The organism is Yoonia sp. (assembly GCF_046292185.1).
Lineage (GTDB): Bacteria > Pseudomonadota > Alphaproteobacteria > Rhodobacterales > Rhodobacteraceae > Yoonia.
Genome location: NZ_JBKBQY010000004.1, coordinates 47,664 through 69,906, shown reverse-complemented (window position 1 = coordinate 69,906; position 22,243 = coordinate 47,664). Strand labels below are relative to the sequence as shown.

At 58.2% G+C, this 22,243-nt stretch carries 24 protein-coding genes; 10 read left to right on the top strand and 14 right to left on the bottom strand.

Annotated elements, in window-relative coordinates; genetic code table 11:
- Positions 1-230 precede the first annotated feature (230 nt).
- Complete coding sequence (locus ACK4TM_RS01785) at positions 231-1,052, bottom strand: ABC transporter permease (RefSeq protein WP_409695802.1); 822 nt, start codon at positions 1,050-1,052, stop codon at positions 231-233.
- 116 nt (positions 1,053-1,168) lie between these two features.
- Between ACK4TM_RS01785 and cysQ the strand changes: the two genes are divergently transcribed.
- The 7 genes from cysQ to ACK4TM_RS01750 all read left to right on the top strand — a co-directional run bounded on the left by cysQ (position 1,169) and on the right by ACK4TM_RS01750 (position 8,959).
- A complete protein-coding gene (gene cysQ / locus ACK4TM_RS01780) occupies positions 1,169-1,966 on the top strand; it encodes a 3'(2'),5'-bisphosphate nucleotidase CysQ (RefSeq protein WP_409695799.1) in 798 nt (265 codons plus the stop codon).
- Entirely contained in the window at positions 1,966-2,766 is an 801-nt protein-coding gene (locus tag ACK4TM_RS01775; protein ID WP_409695796.1) for a 3-deoxy-manno-octulosonate cytidylyltransferase, read from the top strand. The genes cysQ and ACK4TM_RS01775 overlap by 1 nt, the downstream gene beginning before the upstream one ends.
- Positions 2,767-2,864: 98 nt before the next feature.
- Positions 2,865-3,758: a UTP--glucose-1-phosphate uridylyltransferase GalU gene (galU, locus tag ACK4TM_RS01770; RefSeq protein ID WP_409695793.1), complete on the top strand. Its 894-nt coding sequence runs from the start codon at positions 2,865-2,867 to the stop codon at positions 3,756-3,758.
- A gap of 20 nt (positions 3,759-3,778) precedes the next feature.
- Entirely contained in the window at positions 3,779-4,798 is a 1,020-nt protein-coding gene (locus ACK4TM_RS01765) for a glycosyltransferase family 2 protein (RefSeq protein ID WP_409695790.1), read from the top strand.
- Between the two features lie 98 nt (positions 4,799-4,896).
- On the top strand, positions 4,897-5,847 hold the full coding sequence (locus tag ACK4TM_RS01760; protein WP_409695787.1) for a glycosyltransferase family 2 protein: 951 nt from the start codon (positions 4,897-4,899) through the stop codon (positions 5,845-5,847).
- Complete coding sequence (locus tag ACK4TM_RS01755; protein ID WP_409695784.1) at positions 5,844-7,547, top strand: beta-1,6-N-acetylglucosaminyltransferase; 1,704 nt, start codon at positions 5,844-5,846, stop codon at positions 7,545-7,547. The genes ACK4TM_RS01760 and ACK4TM_RS01755 overlap by 4 nt, the downstream gene beginning before the upstream one ends.
- On the top strand, positions 7,544-8,959 hold the full coding sequence (locus ACK4TM_RS01750; RefSeq protein WP_409695781.1) for a nodulation protein NodH: 1,416 nt from the start codon (positions 7,544-7,546) through the stop codon (positions 8,957-8,959). The genes ACK4TM_RS01755 and ACK4TM_RS01750 overlap by 4 nt, the downstream gene beginning before the upstream one ends.
- Here ACK4TM_RS01750 and ACK4TM_RS01745 read toward each other — a convergent pair.
- From ACK4TM_RS01745 to ACK4TM_RS01705, 9 genes are all read right to left on the bottom strand, one after another.
- Positions 8,956-9,420, bottom strand: coding sequence for a PTS sugar transporter subunit IIA (locus ACK4TM_RS01745; RefSeq protein WP_409695778.1), 465 nt, complete (start codon positions 9,418-9,420; stop codon positions 8,956-8,958). The two genes, ACK4TM_RS01750 and ACK4TM_RS01745, sit on opposite strands and share 4 nt — an antisense overlap.
- 27 nt (positions 9,421-9,447) lie before the next feature.
- Positions 9,448-10,023, bottom strand: coding sequence for a ribosome hibernation-promoting factor, HPF/YfiA family (gene hpf / locus ACK4TM_RS01740; protein WP_409695775.1), 576 nt, complete (start codon positions 10,021-10,023; stop codon positions 9,448-9,450).
- Between the two features lie 237 nt (positions 10,024-10,260).
- Positions 10,261-11,022 (bottom strand): LPS export ABC transporter ATP-binding protein, encoded by a 762-nt coding sequence (lptB, locus tag ACK4TM_RS01735; protein ID WP_409695772.1) that lies wholly within the window; start codon positions 11,020-11,022, stop codon positions 10,261-10,263.
- The gene (gene lptA, locus ACK4TM_RS01730; protein ID WP_409695769.1) at positions 11,022-11,498 is read right to left on the bottom strand and encodes a lipopolysaccharide transport periplasmic protein LptA; all 477 of its coding nucleotides are present in this window, start codon (positions 11,496-11,498) and stop codon (positions 11,022-11,024) included. The genes lptB and lptA overlap by 1 nt, the downstream gene beginning before the upstream one ends.
- Positions 11,499-11,526: 28 nt before the next feature.
- A complete protein-coding gene (lptC, locus tag ACK4TM_RS01725; RefSeq protein WP_409695766.1) occupies positions 11,527-12,126 on the bottom strand; it encodes an LPS export ABC transporter periplasmic protein LptC in 600 nt (199 codons plus the stop codon).
- Between the two features lie 2 nt (positions 12,127-12,128).
- Positions 12,129-13,097 (bottom strand): SIS domain-containing protein, encoded by a 969-nt coding sequence (locus ACK4TM_RS01720; protein ID WP_409695763.1) that lies wholly within the window; start codon positions 13,095-13,097, stop codon positions 12,129-12,131.
- A complete protein-coding gene (locus tag ACK4TM_RS01715; protein WP_409695808.1) occupies positions 13,097-13,708 on the bottom strand; it encodes a ribonuclease D in 612 nt (203 codons plus the stop codon). The genes ACK4TM_RS01720 and ACK4TM_RS01715 overlap by 1 nt, the downstream gene beginning before the upstream one ends.
- 55 nt (positions 13,709-13,763) lie before the next feature.
- Positions 13,764-15,434, bottom strand: coding sequence for a putative bifunctional diguanylate cyclase/phosphodiesterase (locus ACK4TM_RS01710; RefSeq protein WP_409695760.1), 1,671 nt, complete (start codon positions 15,432-15,434; stop codon positions 13,764-13,766).
- A 90-nt stretch (positions 15,435-15,524) separates the two neighbouring features.
- Positions 15,525-16,115, bottom strand: coding sequence for a hypothetical protein (locus ACK4TM_RS01705; protein ID WP_409695757.1), 591 nt, complete (start codon positions 16,113-16,115; stop codon positions 15,525-15,527).
- A 114-nt stretch (positions 16,116-16,229) separates the two neighbouring features.
- Between ACK4TM_RS01705 and ahcY the strand changes: the two genes are divergently transcribed.
- Together ahcY and ACK4TM_RS01695 are read left to right on the top strand one after the other, a co-directional pair.
- Positions 16,230-17,618, top strand: a complete 1,389-nt coding sequence (gene ahcY / locus ACK4TM_RS01700) for an adenosylhomocysteinase (RefSeq protein WP_409695754.1) — start codon at positions 16,230-16,232, stop codon at positions 17,616-17,618.
- Between the two features lie 9 nt (positions 17,619-17,627).
- Complete coding sequence (locus ACK4TM_RS01695) at positions 17,628-18,386, top strand: extensin family protein (RefSeq protein ID WP_409695751.1); 759 nt, start codon at positions 17,628-17,630, stop codon at positions 18,384-18,386.
- Positions 18,387-18,705: 319 nt separating this feature from the next.
- Here ACK4TM_RS01695 and ACK4TM_RS01690 read toward each other — a convergent pair whose 3' ends face one another.
- Genes ACK4TM_RS01690 through tsaD form a run of 4 tightly spaced genes read right to left on the bottom strand, consistent with a single transcriptional unit; the run spans position 18,706 to position 21,433 of the window.
- Entirely contained in the window at positions 18,706-19,125 is a 420-nt protein-coding gene (locus ACK4TM_RS01690; protein ID WP_409695748.1) for an EVE domain-containing protein, read from the bottom strand.
- The gene (locus ACK4TM_RS01685; RefSeq protein WP_409695745.1) at positions 19,125-19,397 is read right to left on the bottom strand and encodes a YciI family protein; all 273 of its coding nucleotides are present in this window, start codon (positions 19,395-19,397) and stop codon (positions 19,125-19,127) included. The genes ACK4TM_RS01690 and ACK4TM_RS01685 overlap by 1 nt, the downstream gene beginning before the upstream one ends.
- Positions 19,398-20,360, bottom strand: a complete 963-nt coding sequence (locus ACK4TM_RS01680) for an NAD(P)H-dependent glycerol-3-phosphate dehydrogenase (protein ID WP_409695742.1) — start codon at positions 20,358-20,360, stop codon at positions 19,398-19,400. It lies immediately after the preceding gene.
- On the bottom strand, positions 20,357-21,433 hold the full coding sequence (tsaD, locus tag ACK4TM_RS01675) for a tRNA (adenosine(37)-N6)-threonylcarbamoyltransferase complex transferase subunit TsaD (protein ID WP_409695739.1): 1,077 nt from the start codon (positions 21,431-21,433) through the stop codon (positions 20,357-20,359). Before tsaD ends, ACK4TM_RS01680 begins: the two co-directional genes overlap by 4 nt.
- 69 nt (positions 21,434-21,502) lie before the next feature.
- Here tsaD and ACK4TM_RS01670 point away from each other — a divergent pair, with 69 nt between their 5' ends.
- Complete coding sequence (locus ACK4TM_RS01670) at positions 21,503-22,219, top strand: uroporphyrinogen-III synthase (protein ID WP_409695736.1); 717 nt, start codon at positions 21,503-21,505, stop codon at positions 22,217-22,219.
- Positions 22,220-22,243: the final 24 nt, after the last annotated feature.

Genomic DNA, 22,243 nt, shown 5'->3' with positions numbered 1-22,243 from the left:
GTCGTCCCAAGGTCGATACCAATCACTTTGGCCATTTTTCAAATCCCTCTACTTTAGGCGGTTTGAGCAGCGCGAACCCGTTTCGGCACCCGCGCCAGGTTTCATGAAGCCGGACAGACATAAGTCTTATCGGCGATCCACGGGTATATAGGTGCGGCTTATGGGGGCTGCAACCGCCAGTGCAGCGGCGAGACGCACAATTTTGCAACAGATTGCGGCCTGCTTGGAACCTATCGTGCGGCGGTCCAACTGACAGATACGCTCTTGCGGGTGTAGAATTCGCCCATCAGCCCAAGCATGATTAGTGCGAGCGACACATAGATCGGGTACATGATCGACGTCACATAGGGATTATAATGCAGAAAAATCGCGCCTCTTGCCTGATCGATGATGTGAAACAGCGGGTTCCAGTCGAACATAGCAACCATGCTTGCAGGCAGCGTATTGGCAAGAAACATCTTGCCTGACGCGATCATGTTCACCCGGATATAAAGCATCCGGACCACGCCGGCGAAATCCGGAATCCACGGATTCAACGCCAGAAATATCATCCCGACGGCGATGCCGAAGAACCATGCCATCAGAATCATGCCAAGGGCGGCGACCGGGTCGTGAATGGTAATCGGCGTGAAAACGATATGGTACACCGTCAGGATCACGAAAACCGCGACGATCTGCTTGTAGAGCGTGGAAAATGCAGCCGCCGCGATGGATATGATGGGGTTCATTGGTGCGTGCTGCATCATTCCGCCCACGGGATTGCCCGCGCCTGCGATGGCCGCCACCGTTTTGATATGCGTCATATACATGAAGATGCCGGACATCACGTAAAGCAGGTAATCGCCCCGGATTGGTGAACTGCGTAAGCCAAGCAGCAGGAACATCACAAGGAATACTGCAACCATGACGAGGCTTTGCAGAATATCCAGAACGATGCCGACGACGGCATTGCGGTGACCGCTGCGAAGGTTGCGGACGATGGAATGATAGACCACCTCTGACATCGCGAAAAACGTGCGTGCCTTGGTGCGGTTTTCCGGGGCGCGAAACATGCAAGACCTTTACGCGGGACGTTGCCTCGGGAACGGTTTTAGCAGGACAACCTTGCCGAATGCTCAAGGGCAAATCATAAGGCAGTGATGACATCAATTCAACAACAGGCTGGGCCATGGATTTTGAACTGCTGACAAATGTGATGCGCAACGCGGCCTTGCAGGCGGGCGACGCCATCATGAAGGTCTATGCCGCCGCTGATTTTGACGTGCGTACGAAAGGCGATGACAGCCCCGTCACCGCTGCCGACGAAGCCGCCGATGCGGTGATCACTGTGGCCTTGCGCGCTGCTTTTCCCGACATCGCATTGGTGACCGAGGAGCAGGCGGCGTCGCACAATGTGCGGGCCAGTACGTTTTTCATCGTCGATCCATTGGATGGCACCAAGGAATTCGTCCAGCGCCGCGGGGACTTCACCGTCAATATCGCCTATGTGGTGGACGGCGTGCCGGTGCGCGGCATCGTTTATGCACCAGCGCGAGAACGATTGTTCTATACCGATGCCGCAGGCCGGTCGGTAGAAGAAACAGGACCATTCGCCAAAGACGAAATCGGTGCCTTGCGGGTGATTTCGGTTTCTGAGCCGGATAATGCTGCGCTGATGGTCGTCGCTTCGAAATCCCATCGCGACAAGGACACCGATGATTACATTAGAAAATATCAGGTCCGTGACATGACCAGTGCGGGCTCGTCATTGAAATTCTGTCTGGTGGCGACGGGTGAGGCTGATCTTTATCCCCGCCTTGGCCGGACGATGGAATGGGACACTGCCGCAGGACATGCGGTGCTGACCGGAGCCGGCGGCAAGGTGGTGCGGTTCGACAATCATCAGGTGCTGACCTATGGTAAACCCGGTTTCGACAACCCGTTCTTTATCGCCGCCGCCCCCGGTGTCGTGCTGGAACCCGCCTGATGCCTGTATTGATCGTCATTCCCGCGCGCTATGAATCTACCCGGTATCCGGGCAAACCGCTGGTGATGCTGACCGGGGCGACGGGGGAGGTGAAAAGCCTGATCCGTCGGTCCTGGGATGCGGCGATGTCGGTGGATGGCGTGGACCGCGTCGTGGTGGCCACTGACGACGACCGTATCGCAGATGCTGCCCGCAGTTTCGGGGCAGAGGTCGTGATGACATCCACCACCTGCGCCAATGGCACAGAGCGCTGTGCCGAGGCGTTGGACAATCTGGGCGGCGATTACGACATCATTGTCAATCTGCAGGGCGATGCACCACTGACGCCTGCCTGGTTCATCAGCGATCTGGTGGCGGGATTGCGCGCCAATCCGCAAGCTGACGTGGCAACGCCTGTTCTGCGCACCGAAGGTCAGATGCTGAACGCGCTGTTGCAAGACCGCCACGAAGGCCGCGTCGGCGGCACGACTGCAGTGTTTGGGGCGGATCATAATGCGCTTTATTTTTCCAAAGAGGTGATTCCCTTCACCGCCGGAAGCTATGGCGCACAGGATGAGACACCGGTTTTCCATCATGTTGGCGTCTATGCCTATCGGCCCGATGCGTTGCGTGCCTATGCCGGATGGCCGTCCGGCACGCTGGAGCGGCTTGAGGGGCTGGAACAATTGCGTTTTCTCGAACGGGGTGTGCCCATGCTCTGCGTCGAAGTTGCGGCAAGGGGACGGGCATTTTGGGAATTGAACAACCCCGAGGACGTGCCGCGCATCGAACGAATGTTGCGTGATATGGGCCAATCCTAGCCAAGCAATGCCGGCAGATCGAGATTTGTCTTAATCCCGCCTTGTTAACGCGCTATAAGCAATTTGAACTACACGATTTTCTGATATGGGACGGCATTATGAAACGAAGAGTAACGAAAGCTATCTTTCCGGTTGCGGGAATGGGAACACGGTTTCTTCCTGCGACAAAGTCGGTGCCGAAGGAAATCATGACCTTGGTGGACCGCCCTCTGATTCAATATGCGATTGATGAGGCGCGCGCCGCCGGGATCGAGGATTTCATTTTCGTCACCTCGCGCGGGAAATCCGCACTGGAAGATTATTTTGACCATGCGCCGGATTTGGAAAATGCGCTGCGCAAGTCCGGAAAGACAGAATTGCTGCAAACCCTGCGTGATACAAATATGGACAGCGGCGCGATCGCTTACATTCGCCAGCACAAGGCGTTGGGGCTGGGACACGCGGTGTCTTGTGCAAGCAAACTGATCGGTGACGAACCTTTCGCCGTGATCTTGCCGGACGATCTGGTCGCGGCCGAAAAGCCCTGTCTGCAGCAGATGATCGAAGCCTATCAGGACACCGGCGGCTGTATGGTCGCGACGTTGGAAGTGCCACATGAAAAAGCCTCGTCCTATGGCGTGCTGGATGTGGCGAGCCAGGACGGACCATTGGTGCGAGTCAAGGGCATGGTGGAAAAACCCGCCGCAGGCACTGCCCCTTCCAATCTGGCGGTGATCGGGCGCTATATTCTGACCCCACGTGTCATGCAGAACCTTACCAAGATTGATCGCGGCAGTGGTGGTGAAATCCAGCTCACCGATGCAATCGCCTATGAACTGACTGAAGGACGTGATGTCTTTGGCTACCGGTTCGAGGGTCAGCGCTATGATTGCGGGTCAAAGGCAGGGTTCCTGCAGGCCACGGTTGCATTTGCTCTGGCGCGTGACGATCTGCGCGATGAGCTTTCAGCGTTTCTGGACAGCATCCACACAGAACGTCAGGCTGCGCAGTAGCCGACCACAGGTTCGGAAGGATGCGATTGGCCGATCTGTTGATGGCATATCGGATGCGGTGGAAGCGCCGCCGATTTCTGTTCCGGATCTGGCGCAAGCGTCACGAGATAACACCTGTTCAGGTCAGGCCGGACGCGATCCGGCCTGATACGATTCTGTGCTTTGCGACCGTGCGCAACGAAATGGCGCGGTTGCCTTATTTTCTTGAACATTACCGCAAGCTTGGCATCGGGCATTTTCTGTTCGTTGATAATGCCAGCGATGATGGCACGTCAGCGTTTCTGGCGGTTCAGCCAGATGCATCGCTGTGGACAACAAGCCACAGCTATCGTCTGTCCCGTTTCGGTATGGATTGGCTGGGCTGGCTGCAATGGCAATATGGGCATGGCCATTGGTGCCTGAGCGTGGATGCCGATGAATTGCTGACTTATCCTTACGCCGACAGCCGCGATCTGTGCGATCTGACCCGGCATCTGGACCAGCGCGGCGTCACTTCCCTTGGCGCGATTATGCTGGAACTTTACCCCAAAGGCCCAATCAGCGCGATCCAGCATGATCCTGCAACTGACCCGATCCAGAGCCTGAATTGGTTCGACCCGGCGAATTACCGTGAAAAGCTGCATCCGGTTTACCAAAACCTCTGGGTGCAGGGTGGTGTAAGAGACAGAGTGTTCTTCACGACCAGACCGGAACGTGCGCCCACGCTTAGCAAGGTGCCCCTCGTGCGCTGGCACTGGCGGCAGGTTTACGTCAGTTCCACCCATCAGATGCTGCCCCGAAGGCTGAACCACGTCTTTGACCGGCAGGGCGGCCAGCGCGTGACCGGCGTTTTGCTGCACACCAAATTCCTGCCCGACATCATGCCGAAGTCGCATGAGGAAATGACCCGCCGCCAGCATTTTGAAAACAGCAACCTCTATACTGCTTATCATGAGGAACTGGCGCAGGGGCCTGACCTTTGGTCGCCGCAATCCTGTCGGTATGAAGGATGGGAACAATTGACCGCATTGGGCTTGATGTCGAAGGGCGATTGGGTGTGAATGATGCGGAGTAACGAGTATTTCGAGGCAGCGCCACATTGGGCATTCTGACATCATATCAACTGCGCTGGCAGCGCAAGCGCTGGCGATGGCAAGCCTTGCTCAAAGCGCGTGAACTGTCGGTTGTTCATGACCGGACAAGTCGGATCGGCCCGGATGACATCCTGTTGTTCTGCACCTTCAGGAACGAAGACCAGCGGCTGCCCTATTTCCTGCAATATTACCGCGACCTAGGGGTCAATCATTTCCTTATGGTCGACAACGACAGCGATGATGGTGGGGCGGACCTCGTCGCCGATCAGTCCGACGTATCCCTGTGGCACACCAAGGCGGCCTATGGTGCCGCGCGGTTCGGTGTTGACTGGCTGACCTATCTGCAAGGCAAATATGCGCATGATCATTGGGCGTTGACGGTGGATGTGGATGAATTCTTTGTCTATCCGTTCTGTGATACGCGCCCGCTCCGCGCACTGGCCGACTGGCTTGATGCGTCAGAAGTGCGGTCATTCGGGGCGATGTTGCTGGATATGTATCCTAAAGGTCCGGTGAGTGCGCAGCCCTATCAGCGCGGCGATGACCCCTTCAGGACCGCGAGCTGGTTTGATGCGGGCAATTACACGATTACGCGTAATCACCACCTGCGTAACCTGTGGATTCAGGGTGGCCCACGGGCGCGCATGTTCTTTGCCAACAAGCCAAAGCAAGCTCCCGCATTGAACAAGATCCCTTTCGTGAAATGGCAGCGTCCTTATACTTATGTCAGTTCCACCCATATGCTGCTGCCGCGCGGGTTGAACCTTGTTTATGACCAAGCCGGTGGGGAAAAGACATCTGGTGTTCTGCTGCACGCCAAATTCGTCGACACGTTCAGCACCCGCGCACTGGAAGAGGTGGCGCGCGCAGAACATTATGGTGGTGCGGTTGAATATAAATCCTATCTGGATCGCGAGGGTGCCGATCCTGATTTCTGGTGCAAATGGAGTGAGCAATACATCAACTGGCGCCAGCTGGAATCGCTGGGCCTCATGTCGAAGGGAAACTGGGCATGACGCTGGGTGTGGTCATGCTTGTGCATACGTCGCTTCTCCGGGCCGAACAGATGATCCGTCACTGGTCAGGGGCGGGATGTCCCGTCGTTGTGCATGTCGATAAAAAGGTATCCAGCGCCGATCATGCCGGTTTTGTTGCCGCTCTGTCGGATCTGGAAAACGTGCAGTTCAGTGCGCGTTTTCGGTGTGAATGGGGCATGTGGGGGCTGATCGCTGCGTCACAGGCCGCGTCAGCGCAGTTGCTGGCCGCCTTTCCTGACGTGCGGCACGTCTTTCTTGCGTCCGGCGCTTGCCTGCCGCTGCGTCCCATTGCGGAACTACAGGACTATCTGGACGCGCGGCCTGACACGGATTTTATCGAAAGCGTCACCACCAGTGACGTCGGTTGGACGATTGGCGGGCTCGACAAGGAACGTTTCACGCTGCGGTTCCCCTTTTCATGGAAAAGGCAGCGCAGGTTGTTCGATGGGTTTGTGACCCTTCAGCGAGCGTTGCAACTGCGCCGCAAGTTGCCTCGTGGGTTGATCCCGCATCTTGGGTCGCAATGGTGGTGCCTGACGCGCAAAACGCTTTCGGCTATTCTGGAAGACCCGCGCCGCCCAGAGCTGGACCGCTATTTCCGCCGGGTCTGGATTCCGGATGAATGCTATTATCAGACTCTTGCGCGTCAGCACGCCCGCCAGATCGAAAGCCGGTCACTGACGCTGGCCAAGTTCGACTTTCAGGGCAAACCGCATATTTTCTACGATGACCATGCAGAGCTTTTGTCGCGGTCCGGCTGCTTTGTCGCGCGCAAGATCTGGCCGACCGCCGACGCCCTCTACCAGGCGTTCCCGCGCAAGCCGGACCCGTTTGCAGCAAAGCAAGAACCGAACACCGGCACGATTGACCGGGTATTTTCGCAAGCGGTTGACCGGCGTGCCAACGGGCGGCAAGGGCTTTATATGCAAAGCAGATTTCCGTTCATGGATCGGGAGAACAGCTTTACCGCCGCGCCCTATACCGTTTTGCAGGGATTTGATGATATCTTCCTGGGTTTCGCGGATTGGCTGGCCACCCAGACCGGCGTGGTGGTGCATGGACACCTTTATGGTTCTGACAAGGTGCATTTTGCCGGTGGCGACGCGGTCTATCGGGGCGGGTTGCCTGACAGTCCGCGATTACGCGACTATAACAGCAAGATGTTCCTGACCAACCTGATCTGGAATGGCCGTGATCAGCGGCAGGCGTTCTTGTTCGGACCAGCCGACAGCCAACAGGTCAAGTGGATGATTACCAAGGATTCGCAGGCCAGCGTCTGGATCGTGACGGGCGCTTGGGCGATTACCTTGTCCCGGTCCGGCCAGCCAGCCAGCGCCGTCAGAGCAGAGGCAGCCAGATTGCAACAGGTCGAAACGCGGCTTCTCAACACGCTCCGCGCGCAGGATGCACGGTCCCGCCGGAGGATCATGACCTTGGCGGAATTTCTGGAATCACCGGTGGATGTCTTGCAAAGTATCCTGGATGATATGGGCGGACACCGTGCTGCAAACCTGACCGTCGCGCCGCCCACCGTTAATCTGGACGGGTTCGTACAATTTGTGCAAGACCTGAAAAATCAGGGAATGCATCCCTATCTGACTGGCGATTTTGCCGTAAGTGAAACGCCTGACTCGAGCCGGCCGCGCCCACGCAAACCTTATATTGTCGGACACAAATGACCAAGTTTGACTATTTCATCGTTCTCGCCGACATGCGCACAGGATCGAATTTTCTGGAATCCAACCTGAACGCGCTTGATGGCGTTTCTTGCTTTGGAGAGGCGTTCAATCCGGCGTTTGTCGGTTATCCTAGCAATCAACTGCCGTTTGAGATCAGCTTGCAGGACCGGGAAAACGATCCCCAGTGCCTGATTGACGCGATCAGAGCGACAGAGGGTCTGGCCGGTTTCAGGTTTTTCCACGACCATGATCCACGCGTGCTGGACATCTGCCTTGACGATCCGCGTTGCGCCAAGATCATTCTGACGCGCAACACGCTCGATTCATATGTCAGTCTAAAAATTGCGCGGGCCACAGGGCAGTGGAAACTGACCAATGCCACCCATGCTAGGAAACACCGGATCAAGTTCGATGCGGAGGAGTTCAGCAACCACCTTCGGGCGACGCAGCATTATCAGTTGATGATCCAGCGACGGCTTCAGACAACGGGGCAGGCGGGGTTTTTCATCGGCTATGACGACCTGCATGACATTGATGTTCTCAATGGTCTTGCGACGTTCCTTGGCACGCCAGCGCGGCTGACCAATCTTGATAAAAAGCTGAAGAAACAAAATCCTGAACCGGTCAGTGACAAGGTCAGCAACCTGGCGCAGATGCAGGATGCCTTGCGCAATCTTGACCATTTCGATTTGGCGCGCACGCCCAATCTCGAACCCCGCAAAGGACCCGCTATCCCCAGCTTTATTGCGGCAGCCAAATCCGGCCTGATCTATATGCCGCTGCGGTCCGGCCCGGATGAGGTTGTTTCAGACTGGCTTGCGGCGTTGGATCAGGCCGCGCCGTTGACCGGGTTTTCGCAGAACAGCCTGCGGCAATGGCAGCGGGATCACGCGCCGTTCCGGCGGTTCACCGTGCTGCGCCACCCGGTGGCCCGCGCCCATGCCGCGTTCTGTGACCGTATTTTGTCGAACGGTCCGGGCAGTTTTCCGCAATTGCGCGCATCGCTTTGCAAGATCCACAAACTGCCCATCCCGCCCGAGGTGACCAGCCCTGCAGATTACGATGACGCCGCCCATGCCGAGGCGTTTTTCGTCTTCCTGCATTTCCTGAGGAACAATTTGTCTGGTCAGACGGGTATCAGGGTGGATGCGGCCTGGGCCAGCCAGTTGTCCTTGTTGCAAGGCATGGCGCAGTTCGCCTTGCCCGATGCGGTGCTGCGTGAAGAAAATCTGGCGCATGATCTGCCCGCATTGGCCATTCAGAGCGGCATGACCAATATCCCGCCAGTTCAGGTGAAACGCCACCGATATGCCGACAAGCTGGACAAGATCTATGATCCCACGATCGAGGCTGCGGCGCGCGACGCCTATGCGCGGGACTACGAAAGCTTCGGATTCGGCGCCTGGCGTTAGGCCGCCTGCGAGGATTCGAGCGCTGTCAGGATCGTGTATAAGGTTACGGGGTCGCTGTTGGCGCGCAGCTTTGAACAGACCGACGCATTGCGGAACGTGCGCGATACCAGCGCCAGTGCCTTAAGGTGGTCGACGCCCGCACTTTCGGGTGCGATCAGGGCAAAAACCAGATCAACGGGCTGCCGGTCGACGGCATCAAAGTTCAACGGTTTTTCAAGGCGCAGAAAGATACCTTTCACATCGTCGACGCCCGCCATCCGCGCATGCGGCAGTGCGACGCCTTGGCCCACACCGGTCGGGCCAAGGTTTTCGCGTTCAATCAATGCTTCGATCACGGCAGATGGTTTGAGACCATAGCAAGTCTCTGCCATTTCGCCGATATCGTGAAAAAGCCGCTTTTTGCTTGTGCATGATGCAATGGTCTTTACGGCCTCTGGCTGCAAGATCTGGCTTAGCTGCATAGTGCGTCTTTCTCATTCTGCTTGGTGCTAACCCGCGGCGCGCGGGTCGATCCACCCGATGTTGCCATCGTCTCTTCTATAAACGACGTTCACGCCACTATGTTTCTCGTTCCTGAAAACCAGCACCGGCGCATTCGCGATTTCCATCTGCATCACCGCCTCACCCACCGAGAGCGACGGAATTTTGGTTTCCATCTCGGCAATGATCATTGCGTTGACGGTATCTTGAGCCGCTTCTTCCGACTCTTCTTGTGGTGCGAGGATATAGGACCCGGCATCCGAAAGTTCAACCGGTTGTGATCGACCGGCGTGATGGTCTTTCAGGCGGCGTTTATAGCGGCGCAGCTGCTTGTCCATCTTTTCTGCGCTGCTATCAAAAGCGGCATAGATTTCAGTGGCTTTCCCCGTTGCCTGGGCCGTCAGACCGGTGGACAGATGCACAACTGCTTCGCAGACAAATTCGTGCGCCGATTTGGAAAAGACCACATAGGCTTCGGTCGGGCGACCGGCGTATTTGCTCAGGATCGCATCCATCTCTGTGCGGACATGCGTTTGCAAGGCTTCACCAATATCGATCTGTTTTCCGCTGATTTGATACCGCATCGTTTCTCCTAACGTCTGGGGGCCACATGCGTTCCGGCGGGTTCGCCGGTGTTGCACTGGACGGGTCGCACTCTATCAGTGAGATATGTCAGACCCTTGTATTCAAAGGGCTTTTCCAAGCAGTGTGACCGCCGATTCAGCAAGCCTGCAGGGATTGAACAAGGGTCCATCATACCTACAGTTGGCGGCAAAACCGGTCATCTTGTCAATGATCCTGTCACAGGACTGTTAAAAGAATCAGTTCACGCGAAAGTTGTTGCCCAGATAGACGCGCCGCACATTTTCGTCCTGAATGACATCTTGTGTTGTCCCGCTCATCAGGACCTTGCCATCGTGCAAAATATAGGCCCGATCCACGATCTGAAGCGTTTCCTGCACATTATGATCCGTGATCAACACGCCGATCCCCCGGTTCTTGAGGTCGGCGACAAGGTGGCGGATTTCTGCCACGGCAATGGGGTCAACCCCGGCAAAGGGTTCGTCCAGCAGCACATATTTCGGCCCGGCAGCAAGGCAGCGGGCAATTTCGACGCGGCGCCGTTCGCCCCCTGACAGAGCCATCGCCGAGGCGCGGCGCAGATGTTCGATAGAAAATTCCGACAACAGCGTTTCCAACCGCTCGCGTCTCTGACGCCGGTCGGGTTCGGCAATTTCAAGAATCGACAAGATGTTGTCTTCGACATTCATCCCGCGAAAGATCGACATTTCCTGCGGCAGATAACCGATCCCCATCTGCGCGCGCCGGTACATCGGCAGGGTCGTCACATCGCGTCCGTCGATGATCACCTTGCCGCCCTCGGGCGTGACCAGACCGGCGATGGAATAAAAACACGTGGTCTTGCCCGACCCGTTCGGCCCCAGAAGCGCCACAACCTCACCGCGCCCAAGGCTGATACTGACATCGCGGATCACCGGGCGCTTGCGATAGCTTTTACGCAAACTGATGATCTGCAATCCGACATCGCCGTCTTGCAGCGTCAGATTTGGCGGCGGCATCATCAATTGCCGCCTTGTTGCAGAACGGTACGAACGCGGCCCTGCATTGTCGCCGTGCCATTGGTGACGTTGACGACCATGCTTTGCGCTGAAATGGCGCTGGCACCTTGCGTCAGCAGCACGTCACCTGTCAGGGTCAACATGCCGGAAACCACGTCATAATCCGCTGTTTCAGCCTCTGCCGCGTCCTGGGCGGTTACGAATGTCACATTTCCAGTGGCGATCAGCCGCGCAATCTCATTGGTGTCTGTGCCATAAATCACCTCAACCCGCGTAGCCGATATCCGCAGGTCGCCTTGGCCGATGACGACGTCACCCTCAAAGACCGCGGTGCCGCCTTGCTGGTCGATGGACAGGCTTTCTGCCGTCACCTCTATCGCGGCAGAGGTATCGACAGCCATGCCCCCCAAATTGATATTCGTCTGCGCTATTGCAGAGCCAGCCAGAAACATCGCGATAAAGATGATAAAACGAAACATTCTGCGGTCATCCTTTGGCGGTCACAGCTTAATCCTGCGGGTGGTATACCAGTCTCACCCCGTCGGTGAACAGCATACGATGGCCAGTATTTTCGTCATCAGCGTAAAATGTCATCTGCCCGGCTGTCAGACTGCCCATCGGCGCGCGGATTTCCAGCGATCCGTCCGATACGATGACCCCGTCATCCAGCGTGACGGTCAGCGCGTTGGTTTCCATCACATAGCCGGTTGACGTTTCCAGCCTTACCAACCCCGAAAACCGTGCCGCCCGTGCACGCCCGTCCAATGCACCGGCGACGCCGGTCACTTCAACCGTGCCGCCGTCCGGATTGTCCAGCCGCAGCCGCAGATCATCGACGGTCGCCGCGTCCGGGTTGTCGGATGAAGGACGTGCAGAACGGGCGGAAACCACCACAATCGCGCCGGTATCGGTGATGCCGGAAAATTCCGGCGCAGACAGCAATTGTTCGCGCGCCATTTCGCTGACCTGTGCCAGCGGAATATCCGCCGCGTCAGGCGCATTGCGGGCCAGCAGGAACAGCGTGGACAGCAGCACGAGCGCGGCAAGCGGCAGGATGATCTTTGCCCAACTGACCCATTGCGAATACAGGTTGTCGGTTCCGGCCATGGTCAAACCACCCCGGCGCGCAGGCAATCATGGATATGCAGAACGCCCGCCACGTGTGCGGGCCTGTCGGGGTCCAGCACGAACAGGCAGGTGATCTTGTGACTGTTCATCACTTTTACCGCCTCTTCTGCCAGAATGCTGGGCGACACCGTGGTCGGATCGGGCGTCATCACCTCACCCGCCGTATGATCGAGCAGGCCCTGCATATGGCGACGCAAATCCCCGTCGGTCACGATCCCGGCCAGCGTTTCATCAGAATTCAGCACTGCGGCAACGCCGAACCCTTTCTGGCTGATGGTCAGCAGAACCTCTGACATCGGGGTATCGCGCTGGACCAGCGGCAACGCGTCGCCCCGGTGCATCAGATCGGCAACCTTGGACAATTGCGCGCCCAGTTTGCCGCCGGGATGAAAATCGCGGAAATTCTCTGGGGTGAAGGCACGGTGTTCCATCAGCGCGATGGCCAATGCGTCGCCCAGCGCAAGCGTCATGGTGGTCGATGTGGTCGGCACGATGCCTCTGCCGCAAGCTTCGCCCAGTTGCGGCAGGATGATCCCGACATCGGCCTGAAGGATCAATGTGCTTTCGGCACGGCTCGCCACGCCGATCATGGGAATGCCGAACCGGCGTGTATAGCCGACAAGATCGGCCAGTTCCGGCGTTTCGCCTGAATTGGACAGAACCAGCACGACATCACCGCGAGTCATCATGCCAAGGTCGCCATGGCTCGCCTCGGCGGGATGGACGAAATGCGCGGGGGTTCCGGTACTGGCAAAGGTCGCGGCGATCTTGCGCGCGATATGACCCGATTTACCCATCCCTGAGACGATCACCCGCCCTTTGGCGTCCAGCAAAAGCGCGACTGCGTCAGCAAAGCTCTGGTTCAGGCTGGCGGATAGCGCATGAAGGGCGTCAGCCTCTTGCAGGATGACGCGGCGCGCGGTGGCTAGAAAGGGGACAGGATCACCCATCAATGTGCAAAAATGTCAATTTCGGGCCAGCCCTTCAGGTCCAGCTGCGCCCGAACAGGCAGAAAATCGAAACAGGCCTGCGCTATCTCTGTCCGGTCCTCGCGCGCCAGCAGCGTGTCGAAAGCGGATTTCAAACGGTGCAGATACAGCACGTCAGAGGCAGCGTAATCCAGTTGCGCCTCAGTCAGTTTCGGTGCGCCCCAGTCGCTTTGCTGTTGATGCTTGGAGATGTCGATGCCCAGCATGTCCTGCAACAACACCTTCAGCCCATGCCTGTCGGTATAGGTGCGCACCAGTTTCGACGCGATCTTGGTACAGTAAACCGGTGCGGTCACGACGCCAAAGGTATTCAGCAGGGCGGCGACATCAAAACGCCCGAAATGAAACAATTTCAGCACGTCCGGATTGGTGAGCATCGCGCAGAGATTTGGCGCGCCGGTCTGCCTCTTGCTGACCTGCACCAGATGGCAATTACCGTCGCCCCCCGACATCTGGATCAGGCACAATCTGTCGCGGTGCGGGTTCAGCCCCATCGTTTCGCAGTCGATAGCCACGACAGGTCCAAGGTCCAATCCGTCCGGCAGATCATTGTGATAAAGAATATTGGCCATCATGGCTCCCAGCGGTGGTTTTATCGTTCCCAAATAGGGGTTAAGCATGTCATGCTCAAGCCTGCTTGACCAATGGCATCGGGATATGGCCGGACAAGCCCGGGACGCTGGCATGCTTTCCGAGCCAAGCCTGAAATTCCTGCGCCGGCATCGGTCGTACGAAACCAAAACCTTGACCGATCTTGCATCCGGTTTGCACCAGATGGTTCGCTTGTTGAGCATCCTCAATCCCTTCGGCGACGACACGCAGTCCCAATTCTGCGGCCAGCGTCAAGATGGCGCGCACAATGCTGCCGGCCCCAGCCTCAGGTAACAGCGCCACCAGCGAGCGGTCCAGCTTGAGCCCCGTCAGGGGCAGCTGCGTCAGGCGACACAAAGAGGCATATCCGGTGCCGAAATCGTCCAGCTCTATCGCAATGCCGCATTCGGCCAGGCTGTCGATATTGAGGGTGACCATGTCACCCGCCCCGAAAATCACGGTGTTTTCAAGAACCTCCACGATGATCTGATCGGGGCTGAGACCGCATTTTCGCAAAACGATCAGGAACCGTTCAATCAAGTAAGGATCAGACAGGGTGTCTGGCCCTGCGTTGAGCGAGATGACAGGCCGCCAGAGCCCTAGGGACTGCCAGCTTTGTGCGTGGGTCATCGCGGATTTCCAGATCGCGTGGTCCATTTCGATCATCATGCCGGATCTTTCTGCCGCCAGCAGAAACACATCCGGGGTCAACACGCCGCGCGTCGGATGGTGCCAGCGCGCCAGAACCTCAACCCCGTGCAAGCTCCCGTCCGCCATTCGCAGCTGCGGCTGGAACCAAGGCTCCAGTTCGCCATTCCGGATCGCATCCGGCAATTCCAGTTGCAGTATCTGCTGCAGCCCGGCATTTTCGCGGAGTTCAGGGGTGAAAAGCTGCGCGCGATCCGCCCCTTTGCTCTTGGCGACCTGAAGAGCGATGCCCGCATCGCCAAGTATTCTAACAGGATCGATCCTGTTCCGATCCATAATCAGATAGCCGACGCTCGCATTGATCTTCAGCGTTCTGCCTTGCACTTTGAACGGTGTCTTGATCGCCGCGAACAGGCGCCGCAGCATGACATCGGCGGGTTCATTTGTTATGATGGCGAATTCATCACCACCCACGCGTGCGATGGTATCCTCATCATTAATGCACTTTTTCAGCGTGTCAGCGATGTCTATCAGAAGCGCGTCTGCTGTTTCATGCCCGATGGAATCGTTCAATGATTTGAACCTGTCCAGCCCAACGATCAGAAAGCTATGTTTGTCGGCGATCAGCTGGTTTACCTGATTTTTCATCAACGTGATGAGATGCCCCCGGTTGGGCAACCCGGTCAACCTGTCATGATTTGACAGATGCACCAGCCGGCAATTCATCTGCTGCAGCTGATGCTTTGCTTTGGTCAAGGATTTCGCCTGGTCACGTAGGGATTGCAGGTTGGATTGCACCACAAGATACGCAGGCAAAAAGATCAGCACCGCCTCTGCCAGCAGGACCGATACCGATAGCGCCAGTATCAACCATTGGATTTGCGCCAGATAGGCGATCATTGTCCCGTTTGGTTCGGATATGCTGTGCAGGATGATGCTGCGATTGATCGCATGTGTGGTAAAGATCAGACAAAGTGTGATCGCCAGTGCAAGGCAGTAATGCGCCCAAAGCCGGTCCGGACTGAGGCGCAGCAATCGCGCCCTGACGGCGTCTCGCATGGTTTGAAAAGCCATCTTTCGCTGATTCCCACAGGTTCGTCCTGCTACCATCAACGCTTTTGCTTAAGACTGCGTTTAGTCTGATCGCGATCAGAGCGAATTCATCAGTAAACGGCACTTTTCGGTGAAATCGTCACGGACATGCATCGGCGGGCGCAGCCGGATCGGCAGGCTGTCCAGCAGGGCCGGATCGTGTTTGCCAAAGAACTTATCCGCTTCTTGCCGCGTGAATCCCGCGATCTGAACGGCTTCCAGCCAGGCTGACAGCCTGTCCGCCTTCTTGATCTGCCGCTTGATCTGCACCGGCAATTGCGCGGGCAGACCGAACCGTAGGTGGATCGCGGCGGTCAGTCTTTCGTCCAACGCGCCATAGCTGGGGCCGACGGCCGATTTGACCGGGCTGATCATGTCGCCGATCACATACTCGGGCGCATCATGCAGCAAGGCGGCCAGATGCCATTTGACCGGGGCTCTGGGGTTCTGTTGAACGAAAATATCAGTCACCAGCAGCGAATGCTCGGCCACGGAATAGGCAAAATCTCCCTTCGTCTGCCCGTTCCACCGCGCCACAAAGGCCAGCCCGTGTGCGATATCGCTGATCTCGATATCCATCGGCGTGGGGTCAAGCAGGTCCAGCCTGCGCCCTGACAACATCCGCTGCCAGGCTCTTGGTTGCTTCATTGCTGTCTTGCCTTAACTGCTTGTTCAGGGTTCTGCATAATACGTGGCTTTGGATTGTGGCAAGCTGGTCGCGATGCTATGGACCGCCAACCTTTTGTTTAAGAGAGAAACCGCATGTCGCTGGATTACATCGTTAAGGATATCGCACTCGCCGCCTATGGCCGCAAGGAACTGGATATCGCCGAAACTGAAATGCCGGGCCTGATTGCCCTGCGCGAAGAATATGGTGCGTCCAAACCCTTGGCCGGTGCGCGGATCGTGGGATCGCTGCACATGACGATCCAGACGGCCGTGCTGATCGAAACGCTGAATGCGCTGGGCGCCGATGTGCGCTGGGCGTCGTGCAATATCTTCTCGACGCAGGACCATGCAGCTGCGGCGATTGCGGAAGGCGGCACGCCTGTGTTTGCGGTCAAGGGGCAAAGCCTTGAGGAACATTGGGATTATCTGGACCGGTCGTTCCAGTTCCCTGAAGGCGCGAACATGATCCTTGACGATGGCGGCGATGCCACACTTTACGTCCTGCTGGGCGCGCGGGCAGAGGCGGGCGAGGATATCATCCCGGTACCGGAATCCGAGGAAGAGGTCGTTATCAAGGCGCAGATCAAGAAACGCATGGCACAAAGCCCGGGCTGGTTCACCAAGACCCGTGACGCGATCAAGGGCGTATCCGAGGAAACGACGACCGGCGTGCATCGTCTGTATGACTTGCACAAAAAAGGCCTGCTGCCTTTCCCCGCGATCAACGTGAACGATTCTGTCACCAAGTCGAAGTTCGACAATAAATACGGCTGCAAGGAATCGCTGGTCGACGGTATCCGCCGAGCGACAGATACGATGATGGCCGGCAAGGTCGCCGTTGTCTGTGGCTATGGCGATGTGGGTAAAGGTTCGGCGGCGTCTCTGGCTGGGGCAGGTGCGCGTGTAAAAGTGACCGAGGTAGATCCGATCTGTGCGCTACAAGCCGCGATGGACGGGTTCGAGGTTGTGCTGCTGGAAGACGTGCTGGACAGCGCCGATATCTTCATCACCACCACCGGCAACCGCGACGTGATCCGGATCGAGCATATGCGCGAGATGAAGGATATGGCGATCGTGGGCAATATCGGCCATTTCGACAATGAAATTCAGGTCGCTGCGTTGAAAAATCACAAGTGGACCAACATCAAAGAACAGGTCGACATGATCGAGATGCCGTCCGGCAACCGCCTGATCCTGTTGTCCGAGGGCCGCCTGCTGAACCTTGGCAACGCCACTGGCCACCCGTCCTTTGTGATGTCGGCGTCCTTTACCAATCAGGTGCTGGCGCAGATCGAATTGTGGACCAAGGGCGAAGAATATCAACCCGGCGTCTATATCCTGCCCAAGGCGCTGGACGAAAAGGTCGCGCGTCTGCATCTGAAACGGATCGGCGTGAAACTGACCGAATTGCGCAAGGATCAGGCCGATTATATCGGTGTCACTGTGGATGGACCGTTCAAGCCGGAACATTACCGCTACTAGGTTGCGGGAATGGCGGAAGATGAGGTCAAGCGCGCGTTAGGAGGCGACAAGCGCCGCCGTCCGATCCTGCGTTGGGCGGTGGCACTGAGCTTTTTGGGCGCCTTGGGGTTGGGCGCGCATCAGGCGCTGCTGCATCCCCAAACCCCGCTGCCCGCCGCGTGGAACCCGACGCAGCCCCTGCGCGTGGCAGATTCCTTCACGCCGGTCACCGCGTGGAAACTGCGGCGCGCAGCATCGGATCTTGACGCATGTCTTGCCGCCCTTGATGGGGCGGCCGCATTCGCGCGGCGCGAAGATTTTGAACAAAGCGAGCAATGCCATATCCGGGGGCGGATCAATCTTTCGGGTGTGGGCGATGCCAGTATCGCGGCGCTGGATACGCGCTGCGCGATTGGCCTGCGGATGGCAATGTGGGAACGCCACAGCCTGCAACCTGCCGCCCGCGACCTGTTGGACGCAGATGTCAACCGGATTGCCCAGATCGGCAGCTACAATTGCCGCGCCTTGCGCACGACCGCAGGCAACACCAGCCGGATGAGCACGCACGCAACCGCCAACGCCATTGATATTGCAGGCTTTACCTTCTCTGACGGCCAACAGATCACGTTGCTGAACGACTGGGACACAGGCGGCGCAAAGGCGGAATTTCTGCGCAGGGCACGTGACGGGGCCTGTGACTGGTTCAATCTGACGCTGTCCCCGGATTACAACATATTGCACGCAGATCATTTCCACCTGCAATCAACCGGATGGGGTCTGTGCCGCTGAGGCGGAAAGACGAGAAACCCAGTGTTCGCCTTTCACCGATTGATCGGCGTCGTCATTCTTGTGCGTTTATTGCGAAATTTTGAATAGATTTCTTAGGGCTTTGTATTTGGTCCATGGCGTATTCTGCGGTATGAATAACCAAGGCTAGAATGGTCCGGACCTGTTATTTCGATTGCGTGTGGTGGCTTGGGGACACGCGGGGTGAAAGAGGGTTTGGCGCACGCCGGGCCCTCTTTTGCGATGCGCACCGTTTTTGTCGCCGGGTCTGAGTAGTTGATACCTCATGTTCTGGCTCGGACGATTGCGTCTGACCAGCAGGTCAGCTTTCCGTTGCGCCCAGATCGCAGATGATCTGCCATTCCTTGTCGGTCACTGGCTGCACCGACAGCCGCGCGCTTTTCACCAGCGCCATGTCTTTCAGCCGGGGATCATCCTTGATCTGCGACAAGGTCACCGGTTTCACAAAGGGGCGTACAGCCTTGACATCGACGCAATCCCAGCGGGGATCATCCGTGGTGCTGTCAGGGTGGCTTTCGGCGCAGACCTCGACAATGCCGACGATTTCCAGCCCGCTGCGCGAATGGTAAAAGAACCCCAGATCGCCCTTTTTCATCGCGCGCATATTATTGCGGGCCTGATAATTGCGCACGCCGTTCCATTCCTCGCCTGCGTCCCCTTTGGCGACCTGATCATCCCAGCCCCAGACATCGGGTTCGGATTTGAACACCCAACATGCCATCAGCCGATCACCTTTTTCCACGCACTCAGCGTCACATCGGCAAACAGGCCCGCCTTGGCATAGGGGTCGTTCGCGGCCCAGTCCTGCGCTGCGGCCAGATCGGGCAGTTCCAGCACGATCAGCGATCCGCACATCTGACCGTCCGCATTGATCAATGGCCCGGCAATTTCGACAACGCCGGTTTTGGCGACATAGGCCAGATGCGCCTCTCGGTTGTCCATGCGGATCTGCAGGGCACCGGGTTTGTCTTTGGCAAGCAGGGCAAAACGCATCTATTCTTCCTTTAATGGGCGCGACAACAGGGCGTGCAGCGCAGTTTTCACGTCACTTTGCCCTGTCGTAAGATCGGCCACAACCGTGCATATCGGCAAGTCTATGTCCAGATCCTGCCCGAGTTTCCGCAAGGCGCGCGCGGTCGCGGCACCTTCGACCGTGGTTGTCGTATCAAAAGGCTGATCCGCCCCCAAGGCAAAACCATACCGATAATTGCGTGACAGGTCCGAGGTGCAGGTCAGCACCAGATCGCCCAGACCGGACAATCCAGCCAGGGTATCCGCCCGCCCGCCAAGATGGGTGACCAGCCGCTGCATCTCAGTGAATCCGCGGGTGATCAGCGCGGCGCGTGCGCTGTCGCCCAAACCCGCGCCGATGGTCACACCAGCAGCAATCGCCATCACGTTCTTCAACGCGCCCCCCAGTTCCGCCCCGACGATGTCGGTCGTGCGATAGAGCCGCAGTGTCGGCGTGGAAAGGACCTGCTGCAGCGTCGCCCCGCAAAGGTCGTCAGCGCAGCCAAGGGTCAGCGCCGTGGGCAGGCCGCGCGCGATATCGGCGGCAAAGCTGGGTCCGGTCAGGATTGCCGCCTGCGCATTTGGCACCATCCTGTTGATCATGCTCGCCGGTCCGGTCATCTGATGCAGGTCGATCCCCTTGCAGCAGGCAACAAGCGCCTTGCCACCCAGCCGCGCATCGTGATCCGCCAGAAACGGCGCGAGTGCCTGCGCCGGGATGGTCAGCAGCAAAGTATCGCAGAGGAGCGCAGAGTTCATATCGGATGAAACCGCGATCTTCTCTGGCAGGGCGACCCCCGGCAGGCGCGGGTTTGTTCGCTTTTCACGCATCTGTTTCACCGCCGCCGGATCACGCGCCCAAAGCTGCACCTGCCTGCCATCCAGCGCCAATGCGACAGCCAAAGCCGTGCCGAAGGCGCCCCCGCCGATAATGCCGATTGTCATGCCTTGGCCCCTTTCTTGCCCGACCCCAGCATCGGTGCCGCTGATTTATCCAGTGGCCAGCGTGGGCGTGCCGACAGGGTTAGATCATCGCGCTGGCCGGCTGCCAGCAGTTCCGCACCCGCATAGGCGATCATCGCCGCGTTATCTGTGCAAAGCGCAAGCGGCGGCGCCACAAAATCTGTGTCCGACGCTGCGCAAAGCTGCATCAAACGTTCACGGATCACCCGGTTCGCCGCAACGCCGCCAGCGATGGCAAAGCAGGGTTTCGCCGGGTGCAGCGCCAGATAGATCGCCAAGGCGCGGCGGGTTTTCTCGACCAGCACGTCGGCGACGGCGGCCTGGAATGATGCGCTCAAATCCGCCTGATCCTGTCGGGTCAGTCCGCCGTTGGCCGCGACCACCGCATCGCGTGCCCGCAGCATCGCGGTTTTCAGCCCGGAAAACGACATGTCGCAGCCGGGTTGGTTCAACAAGGGGCGCGGCAAATCGAACGCTTTCGGATCCCCACCCGTTCCTGCAGTTTCAACCGCAGGTCCCCCTGGCTGCGGCAGACCCAGAATCCGGGCTGTCTTGTCAAAAGCTTCGCCGGGGGCGTCGTCGATCGTTCCGCCCAGTCGCTGATAATCATCCGGTCCCGCGACGATCAGAAACTGGCAGTGGCCGCCTGACACCAGCAGCATCAGATAGGGATAGGCGACCTGATCGGTCAACCGCGGCGTCAGCGCATGGCCTGCCAGATGGTTCACGCCGATCAGCGGCAGCCCCGTTGCGGCGGCCAGCCCCTTGGCGCACATGACGCCGGATAATACTCCGCCGATCAGACCCGGCCCGGCCGTGACGGCGATGGCATCAACATCGTTAAGGCGAAGTCTGGCAACCGCCAAAGCTTCCTCGATGCAATGATCCAGCTTTTCGGCATGGGCACGCGCCGCGACCTCTGGCACGACGCCGCCGAAATCGGCGTGCAATGCGGTCTGACCGTAGACAATTGAGGACAGCACGTCATGTCCGCGCACCACCGCGGCGGCGGTATCGTCACAACTGCTTTCGATGCCGAGGATGGTCAGTGCCATGCATTGATCCTGTTGCGTGTTTGTCAAACGCAGGTAACACTGCACCAGCCTGCAAACAATGGGATCCCGATGACACCAGTGCTGATCCTGACGCGCCCCGCCCCGCAGGCAGAGGCATTCGCCGCAGAGATCGCCGCGCGCTGGGCCGGTGCGGTGCGGATCATCCTCTCGCCGCTTTTGCGCATCATCCCCGAGCCGGTACTGGCTGACCTTGCGGGTGTGAGGGGCGTGATATTTACCTCTGGTCACGGTGTTGCGGCCTCTGGTACGACCAATCTGCCGCGCGGGTTGCCCGCCTGGTGCGTAGGCGAAAAGACCGCGCAACTGGCGTTGGAGGCCGGTTTTGACGCCATCGCAGGGCCGGGGGACGCGACCCGTCTGGCTGAGAAGATCATCAGCCGACGGCCTGAAGGACCACTTGCGCATCTGCGTGGCTACCATACTCGCGGCGGGATCGCCGAAAAACTGACGGCTGCCGCCATCCCATGCGTTGATGTCGTCGCCTATGATCAGGTCGCGCAAGCGTTGAGCGCTGAGGCCTTTGATGCCTTGCAGGGCAATGCCCCGGTCATCCTGCCCTTGTTTTCCCCGCGCACTGCGACCATCCTTGGCGAACAGGGTCCGTTCTCTGCGCCTGTCCATCTGATTGTGATCAGCACAGCGGTGCAAGGTGCTGCCGCTGCGATTGGCGTTAAAAGCCTGAGCGTCGCGGCGATGCCGGATGCCGATGCGATGATCGGCGCAACGTTAAAGCGGCTTGGCACCGTGGCGGAACGGCATATGTGAACACTGCCTGACTTGAGGGACAGG

What these genes read in the sequence shown, in the direction of transcription:
- ACK4TM_RS01785 (WP_409695802.1), bottom strand. Translation starts at nt 1,052, where the DNA reads ATGTTTCGCGCCCCGGAAAACCGCACCAAGGCACGCACGTTTTTCGCG.
- cysQ (WP_409695799.1), top strand. Translation starts at nt 1,169, where the DNA reads ATGGATTTTGAACTGCTGACAAATGTGATGCGCAACGCGGCCTTGCAG.
- ACK4TM_RS01775 (WP_409695796.1), top strand. Translation starts at nt 1,966, where the DNA reads ATGCCTGTATTGATCGTCATTCCCGCGCGCTATGAATCTACCCGGTAT.
- galU (WP_409695793.1), top strand. Translation starts at nt 2,865, where the DNA reads ATGAAACGAAGAGTAACGAAAGCTATCTTTCCGGTTGCGGGAATGGGA.
- ACK4TM_RS01765 (WP_409695790.1), top strand. Translation starts at nt 3,779, where the DNA reads ATGCGATTGGCCGATCTGTTGATGGCATATCGGATGCGGTGGAAGCGC.
- ACK4TM_RS01755 (WP_409695784.1), top strand. Translation starts at nt 5,844, where the DNA reads ATGACGCTGGGTGTGGTCATGCTTGTGCATACGTCGCTTCTCCGGGCC.
- ACK4TM_RS01750 (WP_409695781.1), top strand. Translation starts at nt 7,544, where the DNA reads ATGACCAAGTTTGACTATTTCATCGTTCTCGCCGACATGCGCACAGGA.
- ACK4TM_RS01745 (WP_409695778.1), bottom strand. Translation starts at nt 9,420, where the DNA reads ATGCAGCTAAGCCAGATCTTGCAGCCAGAGGCCGTAAAGACCATTGCA.
- hpf (WP_409695775.1), bottom strand. Translation starts at nt 10,023, where the DNA reads ATGCGGTATCAAATCAGCGGAAAACAGATCGATATTGGTGAAGCCTTG.
- lptB (WP_409695772.1), bottom strand. Translation starts at nt 11,022, where the DNA reads ATGATGCCGCCGCCAAATCTGACGCTGCAAGACGGCGATGTCGGATTG.
- lptA (WP_409695769.1), bottom strand. Translation starts at nt 11,498, where the DNA reads ATGTTTCGTTTTATCATCTTTATCGCGATGTTTCTGGCTGGCTCTGCA.
- lptC (WP_409695766.1), bottom strand. Translation starts at nt 12,126, where the DNA reads ATGGCCGGAACCGACAACCTGTATTCGCAATGGGTCAGTTGGGCAAAG.
- ACK4TM_RS01720 (WP_409695763.1), bottom strand. Translation starts at nt 13,097, where the DNA reads ATGGGTGATCCTGTCCCCTTTCTAGCCACCGCGCGCCGCGTCATCCTG.
- ACK4TM_RS01715 (WP_409695808.1), bottom strand. Translation starts at nt 13,708, where the DNA reads ATGGCCAATATTCTTTATCACAATGATCTGCCGGACGGATTGGACCTT.
- ACK4TM_RS01710 (WP_409695760.1), bottom strand. Translation starts at nt 15,434, where the DNA reads ATGCGAGACGCCGTCAGGGCGCGATTGCTGCGCCTCAGTCCGGACCGG.
- ACK4TM_RS01705 (WP_409695757.1), bottom strand. Translation starts at nt 16,115, where the DNA reads ATGAAGCAACCAAGAGCCTGGCAGCGGATGTTGTCAGGGCGCAGGCTG.
- ahcY (WP_409695754.1), top strand. Translation starts at nt 16,230, where the DNA reads ATGTCGCTGGATTACATCGTTAAGGATATCGCACTCGCCGCCTATGGC.
- ACK4TM_RS01695 (WP_409695751.1), top strand. Translation starts at nt 17,628, where the DNA reads ATGGCGGAAGATGAGGTCAAGCGCGCGTTAGGAGGCGACAAGCGCCGC.
- ACK4TM_RS01690 (WP_409695748.1), bottom strand. Translation starts at nt 19,125, where the DNA reads ATGGCATGTTGGGTGTTCAAATCCGAACCCGATGTCTGGGGCTGGGAT.
- ACK4TM_RS01685 (WP_409695745.1), bottom strand. Translation starts at nt 19,397, where the DNA reads ATGCGTTTTGCCCTGCTTGCCAAAGACAAACCCGGTGCCCTGCAGATC.
- ACK4TM_RS01680 (WP_409695742.1), bottom strand. Translation starts at nt 20,360, where the DNA reads ATGACAATCGGCATTATCGGCGGGGGCGCCTTCGGCACGGCTTTGGCT.
- tsaD (WP_409695739.1), bottom strand. Translation starts at nt 21,433, where the DNA reads ATGGCACTGACCATCCTCGGCATCGAAAGCAGTTGTGACGATACCGCC.
- ACK4TM_RS01670 (WP_409695736.1), top strand. Translation starts at nt 21,503, where the DNA reads ATGACACCAGTGCTGATCCTGACGCGCCCCGCCCCGCAGGCAGAGGCA.